Raw genomic sequence first — 16,874 nt, forward strand, 5'->3', positions numbered from 1 at the left:
TTCGATTTATATCTTTACCAATCCTTTTTCGTACAGCTTCTGCAAGCTCATCAGAATCCCCGTTTTCGCATGGAACCATGTCAGTCCGCCCTGGAAATAAACGGAATAGGGCGCTCTGATTGGGCCATCCGCACTCAGTTCAATGGAAGAACCTTGGATAAATGCCCCTGCCGCCATGATAACATCGCAGTTATACCCCGGCATCGCATAGGGAATCGGCGTAACATAGCTGTCCACAGGTGCCGCCGCCTGAATCCCCTGACAGAATGCCTCCATTGCCTCTGCACTGCCCAGCTCCACCGCCTGAATGATATCATGACGGGACTCTGTGCCGTTGGGAATCACGCGGAAGCCCAGCTTTTCATACACATTCGCCGCAAAAACAGCCCCCTTCAATGCCCCTGCCGTAACCGTAGGGGAAAGGAAAAAGCCTTGATACAGCGCACGGTTCAGATCCAGAGAAGCACCGACCTCCTGCCCCAGACCGGGTGCGCTCAGACGGTATGCGCATCTGTCAATGCAGCTTTGCTTGCCGCAGATATAGCCGCCGATAGGAGCCAGACCGCCACCGGGATTTTTAATCAGCGAGCCGACAATCATATCTGCCCCCACGTTGGAAGGCTCAATCACATCCACAAATTCACCATAGCAGTTGTCCACCATACAAATCACATCAGGCTTTATTTCCTTAATAAATGCAATCAGCTCCCCAATCTGCTTCACAGAAAAGGTCGGGCGCATGGCATAGCCCTTGGAACGCTGAATCGTCACCAGCTTTGTCTTTTCATTGATGGCTTCTCTGATGGCAGGATAGTCAAATGTCCCATCCTCCATAAGCTCCACCTGTCTGTAGCTGACCCCGTATTCCATCAGAGAGCAGGCAGAGGGCACTGTCCCAATGACGTTTTCCAGTGTATCATACGGCTTGCCGACAGGGGAAAGCAGTTCATCTCCGGGCAGAAGGTTCGCACTCAGCGCGATTGCCAGTGCATGTGTGCCGCAGGTAATCTGGGGGCGCACCAGAGCCGCCTCTGTCCCAAAGCAGCGCGCATATACCTTTTCCAGCTTATCGCGCCCATTGTCATTGTAGCCATAGCCCGTCGAGCCCGCAAAGCAGGTACCATCCACGCGTTCCTCCTGCATGGCACGCAGCACCTTCGCCTGATTATATTCCGCCACCGCGTCAATTTTTTCAAAGCGTTCCTTTAAATCCTTTAAAACCGCATTGCCAAAGGCTTCTACCTCCGCAGAAATCCCCAGCATACTGTAAATCTGTTCCATGTTCTTCTCCAATCCTTACTATCTTTCCAATCTATTTCAGAAATTTTTTCTCACAATTTAAAATCATATCAAATCTTTTTTCTTCTTTCAACTCTTTCTTTCTCCTGATTTCGACTTAAGCGTTCTCTCTTGTAAAATCCATCAGCTCTATCTGTCCGCCCTTGTCCTTGTTCAGAATCAGAACCGCCGTTCCCTTCTCGCCCGTCTGCGGCAGTGTCACCGCCACGCGCTCGGATTTGTTCTTTTTCAGCAGCAGCTTCACCATACCGCCGTCCAGCTCCAGACCGTATGGCTTCAGGCTGTCCTTCCAGAGCGAAAATTTGCAGCCGCTTTTCCATCCTGCGCAATAAAAGGATTTTGAATTTTCCAGAATATCCCGTCCGCAGAAAGGGCATTTCCCAAAGGCATTTGTTTTGCGGCGTTTTCCGCGCACCTGCTCCTCAGGGAAGATAACATCCGCCCGTCTGCCCGATGCCGCATCCTGTATCAGAAACTGCACATAGCGGCGAATACTTGCCATAAAGCGTTCCTCCGTCATTTTGCCCTTTGCAATCGAGGAAAGTCCTTTTTCCCATTTGCCCGTGGTCTGCGGCGAGCGCATCTCCTGCGGCACAACCTCAATCAGCTTTCTGCCCTTTTCCGTCGGCAGAAGGGTTTTCCCCTTTCTCGTCAGATATCCCACCGTCAGCAGTCGCTCAATGATGGCAGCTCTTGTCGCAGGTGTGCCTAAGCCGCTGTCCTTCATCTGCTCCTTGAGTGCTTCGTCCTCCACAAACCGTCCTGCGTTTTCCATCGCAGAAAGCAGGCTGCTTTCCGTATAGGGTGCAGGCGGCTTCGTCTTTTTCCGCAGAAGCTCCATGCTGCGAATCGTCCGCACCTCGCCCTCCTGCAAGGACGGCAGCTTCTGCTCCTCCTCGTTCTTCGTCTTTTTCTTCTTCGTCGCAGTCGGCACCAGTGCCTTTTCCACTGCCTGCCAGCCCTCCTCCAGAACAACCGTCCCCTTGGAAAGAAAGCGTTCCTGCTCCGCCTCGGCGTAAACCTTCGTCACCTCATAGCGATAATACGGATAAAAAACCGCCAGAAAACGTGCCGCCACCAGAGAAAACACCTTTCTCTCATCCTCGGAAAGGCTTTCGGGACGCAGCTTCCCATCCGTCGGGATGATGGCATGGTGGTCTGTCACCTTCGCATTGTCAATGATACGCTTCGTGAATCGGATTTCCTGCATAAGCGGCTCCACATAGGGCGCGTATTCCTCCAACGCCTGCAAGCGGTGAATCGTACTTTTCACCTTTCCCTTCATGTCCTCGCTCAGGTAGCGGCTGTCCGTTCTGGGGTAGGTAATCATTTTTCGCTTTTCATACAGGCTCTGCGCGATATCCAGTGTCTTTTTCGCGGAAAAGCCGAACTTTTTGTTGCATTCCCTCTGCAATTCCGTCAAATCATAAAGCAGGGGCGGCGGCGTTTTCTTTTCTTCCTTTTCCACCTTTGTAATCGTGGCAGGCTTGCCGTTTGTTTTCGCAAGAATCGCCTGCGCCGCGTCCTCCCTGTCGATACGGGTATGCTCCTCCCTGTCAATCCAAAGCCCCGTATAGCCGCCGAAGTCTGCCTGTACTTCAAAATAATCCTCCGCCGTAAAGGCATCGATTTCCTTCTGCCGCTCCACAATCAACGCCAGTGTCGGTGTCTGCACACGCCCAATGCTCAGAAGCGCGTGATATTGCAGGGTATACGCCCGCGTGGCGTTCATCCCTACCAGCCAGTCCGCCTCACTCCTGCATTTCGCGGAGGTGTATAATAAATCGTATTCTCTGCCGTCCTTCAGCGCTCTGAAGCCTTCCTTGATGGCCTCCTCCGTCATGCTGCTGATCCAGAGCCGCTGAAACGGCTTTTTGCATTTCGTAATCTCATAAATATAGCGGAAAATCAGCTCCCCTTCTCTCCCACTATCCGTTGCACAGATTAAGCTGTCAATCTCCCTTTTGTGCATCCAGCTGTGCAGAATCTTTAGCTGGTCTCTCGTCTGTTTGATTGCTTTCAGCTGCATTTCCTCAGGAAGAATCGGCAGCGTGGAAAAATTCCATTTCTTGTATTTCTCGTCATATTCCTCCGGCTCCGCAAGCGTCACCAGATGCCCGACCGCCCAGGAAACCACATAGCGCTCCCCGATAAGACAGCCTTCTCCCTTCTGCTTTGCCTGCAAAACCTTTGCAATGTCCCTTGCCACAGAGGGCTTCTCGGCAATGACCAGAATCTTTCCCATCTCTGTTTCCTCCCTTCCGTTTTCTTCATGCCTACAAATGATACCATCTTCTTCGGAAATTGGCAAATCCTACAATAAAAACCACTTCCGCACAGCAGAATAACACAACATCTGGTATGCTTTACTACGTCAGTGTGACAGTGTTTTTTATTGACAACGCCCAAAATACAAAGTAAAATAAACCGATAGAAAGACTAATTCAAAATCGATTTTATAGATTTCAAATGGAGGAATAGCTCTATGTCTACATATAAAATACTTTCCGATACCTCCTGCGATATTCCTGCCGCCGTGCTGGAACAGCTGGATGTAACCTACGTCCCCTTTCATGTTTCCTTTGATACGGTAAATTACCTAAAGGAATTGCAGGATATTACCCCCGATGAATTTTACGATAAAATCAATGCCGATAAGCTCTATCCGAAAACCTCTCTGCCCTCTGTGCAGGATTACATGGATGCCATGGAACCCGTTTTAAAGGAAGGTAAGGATGTTTTCTGTATCTGTCTTACGGCAAATTTCAGCGGCTCCTATCAGAGCGGCGTAAATGCGGCAAATATCCTCAGCGAAGCCTATCCCGAGCGCAAAATCATCGTTTTGGATAGTGCCTGTGTCACAGGCTCGCAGGGGCTTCTGGTCTACGAAGCATGCCGCATGCGCGATGCCGGCTATTCTATGGAAGAACTGCTTGCCGTTCTGGATAAGCAAAAATATATGACAAAAATCAACTTCACCGTCGATTCTCTGGATTATCTCCAGAAGGGCGGCAGAATCGGCAAAGCCGCCGCTCTGGCAGGCGCGATTCTGAATATTAAGCCGATTATCGTCATGCGCGATGGCGAACTGTATCCCGAAAGCAAGGTGCGCGGGCATAAAAAAGCGCTCAAAACCATCATGGATATGACAAGAAACGAAATCGACAGCGAGAAGGAACACTATCGCGTGCTGTTGGTGCGTGGGGAAAAGGAACGCCACGCCACCGTAGAAGAAATGCGCCAGACCCTCTTGGCAGAAGGCTTCGATGTAATGGATGAAATCTGGCCCGTCGGCATCACCATCGGCACCCATACCGGCCCCACCCCCATCGGTATCTGCTATATTAAAAAATATGAATATGTAAAATAAAATAACAAAAGCCCTCGGAAAGCACTCTCCAAGGGCTGTTTTTTCGCTCTTTTTCATTTCTTCTCTCGTCAGTAAAAAATCCTCTCCAAAAAACGCTCTCCGCTTTTCAGAATCCTGTCGGCAATCTCATTTTTCCTGATTCTCTATCGTATAAATCACGCAGGCAATTCCGGCAATCACGGAAAATAAAACCGCACCGCCCATTGCCTCATCTATTCTAATGCCCACGAAAAAACCAATCAAGCCCGCAATCAGCATCACAAAAATAGAAACAATCATTCTAAATAAACGCATACCTGCACCCCCTGCCGCCATTCCATTTCCTTTTACTATAAACCTACTTCATCACGCTTCAGCTCTCGGTAATTCCTAATACCATTTCACAATACGCAATTTCATCCGCAGTAAATAAAGAGCGGTATTCCTCCTTACAAACAGAATTTTCCATTGTCAAATCCAACCTATCGCAAAGATAAAGCGTAGTAAATCCATCTGATGTATTTCCGGTTTTTTGCGCCTGTGCAATCAACCTTTTTGCCGTTTCAACACCGCCATGGTTGTTAATCATCTGATGAAAGCGAGTCGGATTATAGTTGCACTCTTTTTTTGCAAGAAACATCTTATCTCTGATTTCTTCTTCAAATTTCAACTCTAAAATTGATTTTATCATAATCATCCCCCCACGAAAACCCTAATCTGCATTACCCGCTAACAATTTTACAGCATACTCTTGTATTCATTCGTAAGAATCAATTCCCCTCGACCATTTTCCGCAATGCCTGCCCATTCCAGCACCGCCGCCATTACAAAAACAGGATCATAAACGGATGCACCCAATTCATATCCACGATATACCGCAATCGCACCAACCACTGTATCCGTTTCACACCCTTTTTCACCCAGTTTATAATTTCGCCCATTTCCTTTTCTTGCTCTGCCGCCCTGCTCAAGTAAAAGGTCTACAATCACATCAAAAACCTTGTAATCATATCTATCGCTCACAGGAAGCTTATTACTGCTAAAGGTTTTCCCATCCGGCTCTGCCGTGATTTCGCAGGGAAGTCCCCTTGCGGTATACACTGTAACATGACCGCCGTTTTCTTTGATTTTCCCCTTGATGATTTCAGATACTTCCGTACTGCCCTGCTCCACCTTTAAATTGCTCATATCTACCTCTCCCCTTTTCTCAGTTGTCTCACTCAAATCCAACGCAACTAATAATTCTTCCAGTTTCTTTTTCGCCGCAGGATAAGAAAGCTGTAATTCTGCCTGCACTTCCTTTAAACTCCCTCTGCTTTTCAAAAATGTCAGAAGAAATTCATACTGTGCATCATCCAACCGATCGAAACGGCTCAATGAAAAATCATTTTTTAATTCCATACCACAATCAGGGCATTGCAGCTTTGCAATATGCAGCGTTCCCTGACATCCGGGGCATTTCGTTATCATTCGCTTCATATCTACCACCTCTATCCCTATTCTATCATTAGTATTCCACTTTGTCAATATTAGTTTTAATAATATTTATACTATTATATGAATAGTTATTCCCAGTAAATCTTTTTATAGGCGCACCTACGCCGTTCCTCTCATCAAAAAACCGCCACAGCATCCCTGCCATGGCGGTTCTTTCTCTCGGAAATCCCGATTCCTTATTTATCTCTCAGCTGTGCGCCCAGCTCCTCTGCCAAGCCCTTCAAAATCTTATCCATTGCATCTGCAATATCGGCATCTGCCAGTGTCTTTTCCGCACTGCGGAAGGTGATGGAATATGCCACAGATTTATAGCCTGCTTCAATCTGCGCCCCCTGATATACGTCAAAGAGCTTTGCCTCCTCCAGATATGCGCCGCCGTTTTTCTTGATGATATCCGCAATTTCCTTCACGGTTACATCTTCCTTCACCAGCATCGCAATATCTCTCGTCAGTGCAGGGAATTTCGGCAATGCCTGATAAACCACATCTCTGTTTGCATTCGCAATTACCTTTTCCATATCCAGAACAGCCAGATATGCTCTTGTACCAATGCCGTAGTTTTTCAGCACCGCAGGATGCACTTCACCCAGATAGCCGATGCTTTCGCCGTTTACGATCACAGAAGCCGTTCTGCCGGGGTGCATCCAGGGCAGTGCCTTTTCTGTCACATATTCTGCCACCTTGCTCATGCCAAGAACGTGCATCAGATGCTCCACAATCCCCTTCAAATCATAGAAATCCATATTTCCATACATCCCCATCGTCAGTGTGGGAATTTCGTGAGGCAGTTCTGTCAAAGGCAGTGCCTTGGGAATATAAACCTTCGCCACCTCAAACAAGCCTGCGCTTTCGTTTCTTCTGTTGTAGTTTGTTGCCAAGGAAGTGAGGATACCATTGAAGGAAACCGTTCTCATGATGGAGAAATCCTCGCCCAAAGGGTTGGAAATCACGATTGCCTTTCTCAGGTCGCTGTCCGCAGGAATCAGTAGCTTATCGAACACCTTCGGGCTTTCAAAGCTGTATGTCATTGCCTCACACAGACCGTTTGCAATCACAGTATCCTTCACCAGTGCGGTAATGCTCTGCGCATAGGTTCTCTTGCCAACCGTAGGTGTGCCGGAGGCCAGTGTTGCTTCAATCTTATTATAGCCGTAGAAGCGTGCAATTTCCTCTGCCAAATCTGCCTGTGCCTCCAAATCGGGACGGAAGGTAGGAATCGTTACAATATGGTTGACAGGGTCTACCTTCAGCTCGATTTTTTCAAAAATCTTCTGCATTTCTTCTTCGGAAATGTTTGTCCCCAAGAATTTGTTAATCCATGCAGGGTTATAGGAAAGCTGCCAAGGCTCTCTCTTGTTGGGGTATTCATCCACAACGCCGGGCACAACCTCGCCGGCACCCAAAAGCTCAACCAGCTGCACCGCGCGGTTCACTGCCTCCAGTGCCAGATTGGGATCCAGTCCCTTTTCAAACTTGCTGGATGCGTCTGTACGCAGACCAACCTTTTTCGCTGTGATACGCACGTTCGGCCCGTCAAAGTTTGCGGATTCAAACAGCACCGCCTGAGAACCTTCCACAATCATGGAATTTTCGCCGCCCATTACGCCTGCAATCGCAACTGCCTTTTCGGGGTCGGCAATCACAAGCATGGAGGGGTCAAGGCTTCTCTCCTGTCCGTCCAGTGTTGTAATGGTTTCGCCCTCTTTTGCGTTTCTTACAATAATATGGCTGTCCTTGATGGTTTCGATGGAGAATGCATGCATCGGCTGACCCATTTCAATCATCACATAGTTTGTGATATCAACGATGTTGTTGATGGGGCGCACGCCTGCCATACGCAGTCTTTTTCTCATCCATCTGGGAGAAGGCCCGATTTTTACATTCTTTACCACTCTTGCAACGTATCTGGGGCAAAGGGTAGGGTTCTCAATCGTTACCTTAACATAATCCTCTGCCTTACCTTCCGCCTTTTCTGCCACCTTGATTTCAGGGTAATGGAAGGGAATGTCATAGGTTGCGGCAGCCTCTCTTGCAATCCCCAGAACGGAGAAGCAGTCGGGTCTGTTGGAGGTGATTTCGTATTCCACCACTTCATCCTTCAAATCCAGCACCTCAACAATATCCTTACCCAATTCTACGGGTTCGGGGAAAATATAGATGCCGTATTCGGGTGCTTCGGGGAAATCATGTCTGTCGCAGCCCAGCTCCTCCACAGAGCAAAGCATCCCTTCGGAAACAACTCCGCGCAGCTCGCCTGTGTGGATTTCCTTGCCGCCTGCGATAACAGAATTGTTCAGCGCAACAGGTACATAATCTCCCACTCTCACATTGGGTGCGCCGGTAACAATCGTTAAGTCCCTGCCCTGCCCTGCATCAATCGTGCAGATGACCAGCTTATCGGCATCAGGGTGCTTTACGATTTCCTTGATATAGCCTGTCACTACGTTTTTAATTTCACCGGCTACGGTTGTGTAGCCCTCTACTTTGGAACCGGACAACGTGATATCCTCAATAAAATCCTTGATATCCGCTGTAACGGGTGCATATTCTTTCATCCAAGACATAGGTACGTCCATGAAATTAACTCTCCTTTCTTCTATTGAGGACGCTGTCCTCAAACTCCTGCAAGAGATTCCCCTCTTTGCAGGCAGATATACTCAACTTGAATCCTGTTTTTGTTCTCATCCCTTTCCCCTCGTGGGGTGTGGGTACGCACCGCCGAACAGATGCGGCGGTTGCCCGAAGGGCAAGGTTTGCGAAGCAAAGCCTGCTTGAATCAACGCCCCGCAATCCTTTGCGGTCTATTAGAACTGCTTCAGGAATTTCGCATCGTTTTCAAACAGCAGACGCAGGTCTGTAATGCCGTATCTCTGCATTGCTACACGCTCCAGACCCATACCAAATGCAAATCCACTGTATTCCTCAGGGTCAATGCCGCTCATTTTCAGCACCTTTGGGTGTACCATACCACAGCCCAGCAGCTCAATGTAGCCCTCGCCCTTGCATACACGACAGCCCTCGCCGCCACAAGCAAAGCAGGTTACGTCCATTTCCGCACTGGGTTCTGTGAAGGGGAAGTGATGCGGGCGGAAACGAACCTTTGTATCCTCACCGAACAGCTCCTTCGCAAACACAGCCAATGCGCCCTTCAAATCGCCCATGGTTACGTTCTTATCAATTACCATGCCCTCTAACTGATGAAATACAGGGGAATGGGTTGCATCCACCTCATCGGAACGATATACCGCACCGGGGCAGACCATACGAATCGGCAGCTTGCCCTTTTCCATGGTACGCACCTGCACAGGAGAGGTCTGTGTACGCAGCAGAATATCCCCATTGATATAGAAGGTATCCTGCTCATCCTTTGCCGGATGGTTTGCAGGAATATTCAGTGCCTCAAAGTTATAATAATCCTTTTCCACCTCAGGGCCGTCAGCCACCTCGTAGCCCATGCCCTTGAAGATATCGCAAATTTCGTCGATTACAATGCTCATGGGGTGCTTATGCCCTTCGGGTCTTTCCTTACCGGGCATGGTTACGTCGATTTTTTCTGCCTCCAGTCTGTGTGCCAGCTCTGCCGCTTCCAGACGTTTCTTGCTTTCCTCCAGCATTTTTTCAATGCTCTGTCTCACTTCATTCGCCATCTGCCCGATGACAGGTCTTTCCTCTGCGGAAAGCTTGCCCATTTCCTTCAGAATGGCGGTCAATTCGCCCTTCTTGCCCAGAAATTTCACCTTTAAATCATCTACATCCTTGATTTCTCTTGCATCCTGGAATGCGCTCAGCGCTTTTTGCTGGATTTGTTTCAGCTTATCCTTCATTTTTGCTTTCTCCTCTCTTTTGCAAGGTTTTTTTCAGATTTTTACGGGGTGGGGCACACCCAAAAAGAAAAAGCCTCCGTCACACAAAGGGACGAAGGCTCGCGGTACCACCCAAATTCCTGCTATCACAGGCACTCTGATGCGTAACGAGCACGAAACGGGCTTTCCTACTGCTCTGTTCAGAAAGCCGACTCCGATGGGAACTTCCGCAGCTTCACAGGCTAAGGGCTCTTTCAGCTCAGGTTTCCCCGAAAGCCCTCTCTCTGGAGATGGTTCACTGCGTACTTTTCATCTTCACAGTCATTCAAATCATAATAAATTTATTTTAACATATCAAATCGGAAAGTCAAGAAATTTCCAAGAAAAATCCTGTTACTCCCCCTTCAGCCGCCTCAGATGCTCCTGCATGCGCCGCTCCACGCCGTTCTCCGTCATTGCATAATATACCGTGCCAACCAATTCATCCGGCAGATATTGCTGCTTCACATAATGTCCGGGATAATCATGTGCGTATTTGTAGCCTACGCCATGCTCCAATTCCTTCGCACCGCTGTAATGGCTGTCCTTCAGGTGCGGCGGCACCGTCCGAATCCGAATATTGCGTACATCGCTCAGCGCCTTGTCAATCCCAAGATAGGCGGCATTGCTTTTCGGCGCACAGGCAACGTATGTCACCGCCTGCGCCAAGGGAATCCGCCCCTCCGGCATCCCGATAAAATTGACCGCCTGCATGGCAGAAACCGCCACCTGCAAAGCGTGCGGATCTGCATTGCCGACATCCTCCGATGCACAGATAACAACCCGCCGCGCAATAAATTTCGGGTCTTCCCCTGCATAAATCATCTTCGCCAGATAATACAAAGCCGCATCTGGGTCAGATCCGCGCATGCTCTTGATGAACGCGGAAATCGTATCATAATGGTTGTCCCCATCCCTATCATAATTCAGCGCGCGCTTCTGGATACACTCCTGTGCCTCCTCCAAGGTAATGTGAATCGTTTTGTCCGTCTGCGGCTCCGTTGTCAGCACCGCAAGCTCCAAAGCGTTGAGCGCGGCTCTCGCGTCCCCGTTTGCCGTATTTGCAAGAAAATCCATCGCGTCCGCATCCATCCTCGCATGATAAACGCCCATGCCGTTTTTCTCATCCGTCAACGCCCGCTCCAGCAGCCTTTTGATGTCCCTGTCCTCAAGCTGCCGCAGCTCAAAGACAATCGAGCGGGAAACCAACGCCTTATTCACCTCAAAATAAGGATTTTCCGTTGTCGCCCCAATCAAAATCAGCGTCCCGTCCTCCACATGCGGCAGAAGGGCATCCTGCTGGCTTTTGTTAAACCTGTGAATCTCGTCAATAAACAAAATCGTCTTTTTGCCGTACATCCCAAGCTCCGCCTTGGCATCCTCCACCGTTTCCTTAATCTCCTTTATGCCTGCCGTTGTCGCGTTAATCTGGCAGAATTTGCTTTTCGTGGTGTTGGCAATGATTTTCGCCAGAGTGGTCTTGCCTGTCCCCGGCGGGCCATAAAAAATAACAGAGCTGAGCCTATCGCTCTGAATGGCTCTGTAAAGCAGCTTGCCCTTCCCGACAATATGCTCCTGTCCGACAAAATCCTCCAGGCAGCTTGGGCGCATCCTTGCCGCAAGCGGTGCCTCCTTGCCGCCCTGCAAGCTGCGGTTATATTCAAATAAGTCCATTTTTCTCACCGACTTTCCCTAAACACTCCTTCTATTTTATAGTAGATTTTCCTTTATTTCAAGGAAAAGAATCTGCCCGCTGTTCCTCAAAAAAATCATCCGATTCTGCACAATTTTCCGTTTTATTCTGTCCTTCTCCCGAAAAAAATGGTATACTACACAGGCATTTATCATTTATAAAGGAGAAACTTATGAAAAAACGTGATTCTTTTACCAACAGGCTCGGCTTCATCCTTGCCTGCGTGGGTTCCGCGGTCGGCATGGGCAATCTCTGGATGTTCCCGACAAGGGTCTCCCTTTACGGCGGCGGTTCCTTTCTGATTCCTTATTTTATCTTTGTTGTGCTGATTGGCGCAACAGGTGTCATCGGGGAAATGGCATTCGGGCGTGCGGCACGCTCCGGCCCTGTCAATGCCTTCGGTATGGCTCTGGAAAGCCGCGGCAAGCGCAAGCTGGGGGAGGCATTGGGGCTGATTCCCATGGTCGGCGCACTGGCAATGGCAATCGGCTACACCGTTGTCATGGGCTGGATTCTGAAATACGCCGTCGGCACATTTACCGGTGCAACCCTTGCCCCTGCGGATGTCGATTCCTATGCGGCAGCATTTGGCGGCATGGCAAGCGCCTTCGGCAATAACGGGTGGCAGATTGCGGCACTGCTCCTCTGCATCCTGATTATGATGATGGGCATTGGGCAGGGCATCGAAAAAGCAAATAAAATCATGATGCCGCTGTTTTTTCTGCTGTTTGTCGGGCTTGCTGTCTATATTGCATTACAGCCCGGTGCAGTTGCAGGCTATCGCTATATCTTTCGTGTAGACCCTGTCGCACTGAAAAGCCCTATGACATGGATTTACGCACTCGGACAGGCGTTCTTCTCCCTCTCCATCGCAGGCAACGGCACCATCATCTATGGCTCCTATCTCTCCGATGAAGAAAATATTCCTGCCTCTGCGGCGCGCGTTGCCTTCTTTGATACTCTGGCGGCATGCCTTGCGGCACTGGTCATCATTCCTGCCATGGCAACCACAGGCTCTCAGCTGGATCAGGGCGGTCCCGGGCTGATGTTCATCTTCCTGCCGCATCTGTTCCACAGCATGCCCGGCGGCTCTCTGTTCGCCATCATTTTCTTTGTGGCAGTGCTGTTCGCAGGGATGACCTCTCTCCTCAATCTGTATGAAACGCCCATCGCAACCCTACAGGAAAAATTCAACTTTGCCCGCGTGCCTGCCTGCCTTACCATCGGCATCATCGGCATCGTTGTTTCCATCTGTATCCAAGGCATTGTTTCCGGTTGGATGGATGTGCTGTCCATTTATATCTGCCCCCTCGGCGCAGGTCTGGCGGCAATCATGTTCTTCTGGTTCTGCAAGCGTGAATTTGTGGAAGCAGAGGTCAATAAGGGACGGGATAAGCCCCTGTTCCCTTGGTTCTATCCGCTCTGTAAATATGTCCTCTGCCCCGTCTGCGTTCTGGTGCTGATTCTCGGCGCACTGAACGGCGGCATCGGCTAAGCAATAAAAAAGCCCTACTGTAAGCTAAGCTTACAGTAGGGCTTTTTTATTGCTCATTTTTCTTTTGCCAGAAACAGACACGCATCCCCGAAGCTAAAGAACCGATACCGCTCCTTTACCGCCTCGGCATAGCTTTCCATCACAAGCTCCTTCCCCATCAGCGCAGAAACCAGCATAATCAGCGTAGATTCCGGCAGATGGAAATTTGTCACAAGGCAATCCACCGCCTTGAAGGTGTATCCGGGATAAATGAAAATCTTCGTCCAGCCGCTTTTGGGCTGAATCACGCCGTTTTCATCCGTTACGGATTCCAGTGTTCTTGTGCTTGTTGTGCCGACGGCAATGATGCGGCCGCCGTTTTTCTTCGTTTCATTCATAATCGCCGCCTGCTCCGGCTCTACCACATAATACTCAGAGTGCATTTCATGCTCCAGCACATCCTCCACCTTCACGGGGCGAAAGGTGCCCAGACCAACATGCAGGGTAACATGGGCAATCCTTACCCCCATGTCTTCAATTTCCTTTAATAATTCCGGCGTAAAATGCAGACCTGCCGTGGGTGCCGCCGCAGAGCCCTCATGCTCCGCATAAACCGTCTGATAACGGTTTTTGTCCTCCAGCTTATGCGTAATGTAGGGGGGCAGGGGCATTTCTCCCAGCTCCTCCAGAATATTTTCAAACACGCCCTCATATTCAAATTTGATAATACGATTGCCGCCTTCGATGACCTCTAAAACCTCCGCAATCAGCTTGCCGCCGCCAAAGGAAATCCTGTCACCGGGGCGCGCTTTTTTCCCCGGGCGCACCAGAACCTCCCATGTATCCATATCCTTTCTCACCAGCAAAAGAATCTCCATCGCCGCGCCTGTGCCGACTCTTTCGCCGTATAATCTGGCAGGCAAAACCTTGGTATTGTTGATAACCAGACAGTCCCCTGCGCGCAGATACTCTTTAATGTCCCGAAAATGCCGATGCTCACGCTTTCCGCTGTCCTTATGCACCACCATCAGACGGCTGGATGCTCTGTCCGCAAGCGGCTCCTGCGCAATCAATTCTTCAGGCAGGTCAAAGTAAAAATCACTTGTTTTCATTTCTGTTCCTCTTTATCTTCTCAACATATAATCCGCCGCATATTTCTCACCGAAAATCCTCAGCATTTCCTTACGGTACATCCGCGTGGAATCATCGGGCAGATAATCAAACCCTTCTATATCATAATCATGCAGCACATAGCGTTCCTCCATATCCTGCGAATTGATAACCACCTCAGGGTCTGTCACCTTGCGGAAAATGCTCACAATTTCGCAGTCGGGGTCGGAAATGACACGCATAATCTGCAAAATTTCATCATCCTTGAGTCTTTTTACATACATATCCGTTCCCCCTTAATATTCCATCAGATATTTTACAACATACGGCTCACCGAACCATTCATACATCATTTTTCTGTAAATATAATCGGAGCCTGCACCTGCGCGATTCTTTCCTCTGATGAAATAATCATGCAGCTGATAGGTTTCAATATCCTCCTGAAATTTCGCCGTTACCTCCGGCACAGCGGAAACCGCAACCGCATCCTCAAAGCTTTTATCATAGGTACGGATTTTCAGAATCGTCAGTGCGCCGTCATCGGAAATGACATTCATCACCTTTCTGATTTGTTCCTCCGTCAGCTTTTCACAAAACATTTTTATGCCTCCTTTGCCCAATCGGCTGCTATTTTCTCCCAAAGCAGCTCCTTCCCGACACCGCAGAGTGTCTCTCTGACTGCCGCTTCGCTTGCCGCAATCCTGCGGTGCATGCCGCCGCAGCGCAGCCCCTCATCCAGAAACAGCCAAAGCCCATCCCCTGCCGTTTCCCCTGTCAGGTTCGTTTCGGAAAAAACAACCGTATTGCCGTTTTCATCCTGCCAGCCCGTTCGGGAAAGCAGGAAGGCTCTGAATTCCTTCATAAATATCAGCCCTCAATCGTAATGCCTGTATAGTAATGGCACAGAATTTCCTTATAATCATAGCCCATCTGTGCCATGCCCTGTGCGCCCTTCTGGCTCAAGCCGACACCATGACCGCTGCCGCTGCCGGAAAATACGAATTTTCCATTCGCAACGGTGCTGATGCTCACGTTGTAAACCGCATAGGCTCCGTTATCGGTATTCTGCGCAGGCTGTGCTGCATCCACATCAACGGAAAGCTTTTTCCCATTCAGATAGGAAAGCGCACCCTCTGTTTTTGCAACAATGCCCTGCCTTGCTGCCGCAGAAAGCAGACCGCCCTTCGCGCTTGTGCTCGTGCCGCCCGTTACCGTGCCGCCCTTGCCGTTAATTGTAAACATCTTGCTCGGCAGTGTGCCGCAGGCAGAGGAAAAATAGGTCCGAATGGCTTCCTTCGTCAGCGTTTTTGTACCGCTTGTGCCGACGATTTGCAGCTCCTGCACCCGCCCGCCTGTGGAAAGCTTCGTAATCACAATATCCTTTGCTGTGCCGATATTCTCACCCTTCGCCTGCAAAAGCGCAGTCAGCTCATCCAGTGTCAAAGTCTTTGTCCAGCTGTTATCGCCATATTCCCCCGGTTCGGGAACCGCACGCAGATACGGCACCGCCGTATTCCATACGTTTTCACTGCTTTCGGTATAGCCGCCTGTAGATGCGGAGAACACCGCTTCAATCGGGCTGCCGTTGTAGCAGGCAACCTCGCCTGCCGTTGCATCTACCGCCGCTGTGGTGGCATCCGACTCATTGCTGTAGCCCTTATAAACCTGACAGGCTGTGGTGTCGCAGAGCTGATAGCCGCTGCCCGTATGCGCGCCCAGCTTCGTCATGGCATAGGTGCGCGCCGCAACCGCCTGCGCCTTCAGCGCTTCTGCGTCATAGCTTTTCGGCATTTCGGAAGGCACCACGCCGTAGAGATATTCCTCTAAGCCAATGATATTCACGCCCGTCATGCTGCTGCCATTCACGGAAAACGTCAGCATTCCGCGGTAGGGCATGCTGTTGAGCTTAAAGGTATCTGCCACATTGCCGCCCATCATGACGGCATTCTCCGGCACAAGCACAGGGGCTTCGCCGCCCGTAATCGCAACGCCCTCAAAGGAAACGCGGCTTGCATTTTCATCTGCCGCAGCCTCCACAGCGGAAACAGAGGCATCCTTCACATAGACCGTCCAGTCCCCTCCGCTCAGGTACGCCGCATAGGTGTCCAATCCGCTTTTTTTCATGTCATTTGCCATGTCCAATGCGTCCGCACAGTCCATCGTTTTGTCCACTGCGATATAGTCCCCCACGGCAGGCCTTGCCGTAAACAGACCGCTTGAGGTAATCACGCCGCCCCTTTGAAAGCCATCGCCCTTCTGCATGCCAATCTGCAATTCCCACACACCGATGCTTGCGGATGCCACGTTTTTACAAACCGATTCCAGCCCGACACGCACCGTATCGGGTACTGTATATGCCATTGCTTCTACGGGTGCCGCACTCAAAAGCATGGCACACGCCAGAATCGAAGCAATTTTCTTTTTTCCCTTCATATCTATCCCTCCTCATGATTTTTGGAGCTGTTTCCTTCTTTTGTATGCTATCGTTTCATTATAGCACAACTTTCTTCTTTCTTACAGGGGAAATTCCGATTTCTTGTTTTTATATGAATACAAAAAACTTTCAAATTTTGTATTGACAAAAAAGCAATTTGGTGATTAAATTGTATT

The 16,874-nt window shown here is 49.7% G+C and carries 15 protein-coding genes and 1 other annotated feature; of the genes, 2 read left to right on the plus strand and 13 right to left on the minus strand.

Annotated elements, in window-relative coordinates; genetic code table 11:
• Positions 1-6: 6 nt before the first annotated feature.
• Both EJE48_RS06825 and EJE48_RS06830 read right to left on the minus strand, forming a co-directional pair.
• A complete protein-coding gene (locus EJE48_RS06825) occupies positions 7-1,281 on the minus strand; it encodes a methionine gamma-lyase family protein (RefSeq protein WP_016408373.1) in 1,275 nt (424 codons plus the stop codon).
• A gap of 115 nt (positions 1,282-1,396) precedes the next feature.
• The gene (locus EJE48_RS06830; RefSeq protein ID WP_118579488.1) at positions 1,397-3,544 is read right to left on the minus strand and encodes a DNA topoisomerase III; all 2,148 of its coding nucleotides are present in this window, start codon (positions 3,542-3,544) and stop codon (positions 1,397-1,399) included.
• A gap of 240 nt (positions 3,545-3,784) precedes the next feature.
• Here EJE48_RS06830 and EJE48_RS06835 point away from each other — a divergent pair, with 240 nt between their 5' ends.
• Positions 3,785-4,669 carry a DegV family protein gene (locus tag EJE48_RS06835; protein ID WP_118579491.1) on the plus strand — a complete coding sequence of 295 codons (885 nt, stop codon included), beginning with the start codon at positions 3,785-3,787 and terminating at the stop codon, positions 4,667-4,669.
• Positions 4,670-4,795: 126 nt separating this feature from the next.
• On the opposite strand, the gene EJE48_RS12365 is transcribed toward EJE48_RS06835, so the two are convergent.
• The 6 genes from EJE48_RS12365 to EJE48_RS06860 all read right to left on the minus strand — a co-directional run bounded on the left by EJE48_RS12365 (position 4,796) and on the right by EJE48_RS06860 (position 11,661).
• Positions 4,796-4,963, minus strand: coding sequence for a hypothetical protein (locus EJE48_RS12365; protein WP_170158617.1), 168 nt, complete (start codon positions 4,961-4,963; stop codon positions 4,796-4,798).
• A gap of 58 nt (positions 4,964-5,021) precedes the next feature.
• Positions 5,022-5,339, minus strand: a complete 318-nt coding sequence (locus EJE48_RS06840) for a hypothetical protein (protein WP_118579497.1) — start codon at positions 5,337-5,339, stop codon at positions 5,022-5,024.
• A gap of 47 nt (positions 5,340-5,386) precedes the next feature.
• Positions 5,387-6,127 carry a DUF2089 domain-containing protein gene (locus EJE48_RS06845; protein ID WP_118579500.1) on the minus strand — a complete coding sequence of 247 codons (741 nt, stop codon included), beginning with the start codon at positions 6,125-6,127 and terminating at the stop codon, positions 5,387-5,389.
• A 194-nt stretch (positions 6,128-6,321) separates the two neighbouring features.
• Positions 6,322-8,721, minus strand: a complete 2,400-nt coding sequence (gene pheT, locus EJE48_RS06850) for a phenylalanine--tRNA ligase subunit beta (protein WP_124984437.1) — start codon at positions 8,719-8,721, stop codon at positions 6,322-6,324.
• A gap of 228 nt (positions 8,722-8,949) precedes the next feature.
• Positions 8,950-9,969 (minus strand): phenylalanine--tRNA ligase subunit alpha, encoded by a 1,020-nt coding sequence (pheS, locus tag EJE48_RS06855; RefSeq protein WP_016408368.1) that lies wholly within the window; start codon positions 9,967-9,969, stop codon positions 8,950-8,952.
• Between the two features lie 84 nt (positions 9,970-10,053).
• Positions 10,054-10,276 (minus strand) — a binding site (T-box leader).
• 65 nt (positions 10,277-10,341) lie between these two features.
• Positions 10,342-11,661: a replication-associated recombination protein A gene (locus tag EJE48_RS06860; protein WP_124984438.1), complete on the minus strand. Its 1,320-nt coding sequence runs from the start codon at positions 11,659-11,661 to the stop codon at positions 10,342-10,344.
• A gap of 191 nt (positions 11,662-11,852) precedes the next feature.
• Between EJE48_RS06860 and EJE48_RS06865 the strand changes: the two genes are divergently transcribed.
• Entirely contained in the window at positions 11,853-13,175 is a 1,323-nt protein-coding gene (locus EJE48_RS06865; RefSeq protein WP_124984439.1) for a sodium-dependent transporter, read from the plus strand.
• Positions 13,176-13,228: 53 nt separating this feature from the next.
• On the opposite strand, the gene queA is transcribed toward EJE48_RS06865, so the two are convergent.
• Genes queA through EJE48_RS06890 form a run of 5 tightly spaced genes read right to left on the minus strand, consistent with a single transcriptional unit; the run spans position 13,229 to position 16,697 of the window.
• Positions 13,229-14,266, minus strand: a complete 1,038-nt coding sequence (gene queA / locus EJE48_RS06870) for a tRNA preQ1(34) S-adenosylmethionine ribosyltransferase-isomerase QueA (protein ID WP_118579512.1) — start codon at positions 14,264-14,266, stop codon at positions 13,229-13,231.
• A gap of 12 nt (positions 14,267-14,278) precedes the next feature.
• Positions 14,279-14,548, minus strand: coding sequence for a hypothetical protein (locus tag EJE48_RS06875; RefSeq protein WP_016408364.1), 270 nt, complete (start codon positions 14,546-14,548; stop codon positions 14,279-14,281).
• A 12-nt stretch (positions 14,549-14,560) separates the two neighbouring features.
• The gene (locus EJE48_RS06880; protein ID WP_016408363.1) at positions 14,561-14,863 is read right to left on the minus strand and encodes a hypothetical protein; all 303 of its coding nucleotides are present in this window, start codon (positions 14,861-14,863) and stop codon (positions 14,561-14,563) included.
• 2 nt (positions 14,864-14,865) lie between these two features.
• Positions 14,866-15,126 (minus strand): hypothetical protein, encoded by a 261-nt coding sequence (locus tag EJE48_RS06885; RefSeq protein ID WP_118579514.1) that lies wholly within the window; start codon positions 15,124-15,126, stop codon positions 14,866-14,868.
• Between the two features lie 5 nt (positions 15,127-15,131).
• On the minus strand, positions 15,132-16,697 hold the full coding sequence (locus EJE48_RS06890; protein ID WP_118579517.1) for a SpoIID/LytB domain-containing protein: 1,566 nt from the start codon (positions 16,695-16,697) through the stop codon (positions 15,132-15,134).
• Between the last annotated feature and the right edge of the window lie 177 nt (positions 16,698-16,874).

The organism is Anaerotignum faecicola (genome assembly GCF_003865035.1).
Classification (GTDB): domain Bacteria; phylum Bacillota; class Clostridia; order Lachnospirales; family Anaerotignaceae; genus Anaerotignum_A; species Anaerotignum_A faecicola.

Excerpts from the sequence above, each read along its gene's own strand:
- EJE48_RS06830 (WP_118579488.1), bottom strand. The coding sequence starts at position 3,544 with ATGGGAAAGATTCTGGTCATTGCCGAGAAGCCCTCTGTGGCAAGGGAC.
- EJE48_RS06885 (WP_118579514.1), bottom strand. The coding sequence starts at position 15,126 with ATGAAGGAATTCAGAGCCTTCCTGCTTTCCCGAACGGGCTGGCAGGAT.
- pheT (WP_124984437.1), bottom strand. The coding sequence starts at position 8,721 with ATGGACGTACCTATGTCTTGGATGAAAGAATATGCACCCGTTACAGCG.
- queA (WP_118579512.1), bottom strand. The coding sequence starts at position 14,266 with ATGAAAACAAGTGATTTTTACTTTGACCTGCCTGAAGAATTGATTGCG.
- EJE48_RS06890 (WP_118579517.1), bottom strand. The coding sequence starts at position 16,697 with ATGAAGGGAAAAAAGAAAATTGCTTCGATTCTGGCGTGTGCCATGCTT.
- pheS (WP_016408368.1), bottom strand. The coding sequence starts at position 9,969 with ATGAAGGATAAGCTGAAACAAATCCAGCAAAAAGCGCTGAGCGCATTC.
- EJE48_RS06860 (WP_124984438.1), bottom strand. The coding sequence starts at position 11,661 with ATGGACTTATTTGAATATAACCGCAGCTTGCAGGGCGGCAAGGAGGCA.
- EJE48_RS06875 (WP_016408364.1), bottom strand. The coding sequence starts at position 14,548 with ATGTATGTAAAAAGACTCAAGGATGATGAAATTTTGCAGATTATGCGT.
- EJE48_RS06845 (WP_118579500.1), bottom strand. The coding sequence starts at position 6,127 with ATGAAGCGAATGATAACGAAATGCCCCGGATGTCAGGGAACGCTGCAT.
- EJE48_RS06880 (WP_016408363.1), bottom strand. The coding sequence starts at position 14,863 with ATGTTTTGTGAAAAGCTGACGGAGGAACAAATCAGAAAGGTGATGAAT.
- EJE48_RS06840 (WP_118579497.1), bottom strand. The coding sequence starts at position 5,339 with ATGATAAAATCAATTTTAGAGTTGAAATTTGAAGAAGAAATCAGAGAT.
- EJE48_RS06825 (WP_016408373.1), bottom strand. The coding sequence starts at position 1,281 with ATGGAACAGATTTACAGTATGCTGGGGATTTCTGCGGAGGTAGAAGCC.
- EJE48_RS12365 (WP_170158617.1), bottom strand. The coding sequence starts at position 4,963 with ATGCGTTTATTTAGAATGATTGTTTCTATTTTTGTGATGCTGATTGCG.
- EJE48_RS06865 (WP_124984439.1), top strand. The coding sequence starts at position 11,853 with ATGAAAAAACGTGATTCTTTTACCAACAGGCTCGGCTTCATCCTTGCC.
- EJE48_RS06835 (WP_118579491.1), top strand. The coding sequence starts at position 3,785 with ATGTCTACATATAAAATACTTTCCGATACCTCCTGCGATATTCCTGCC.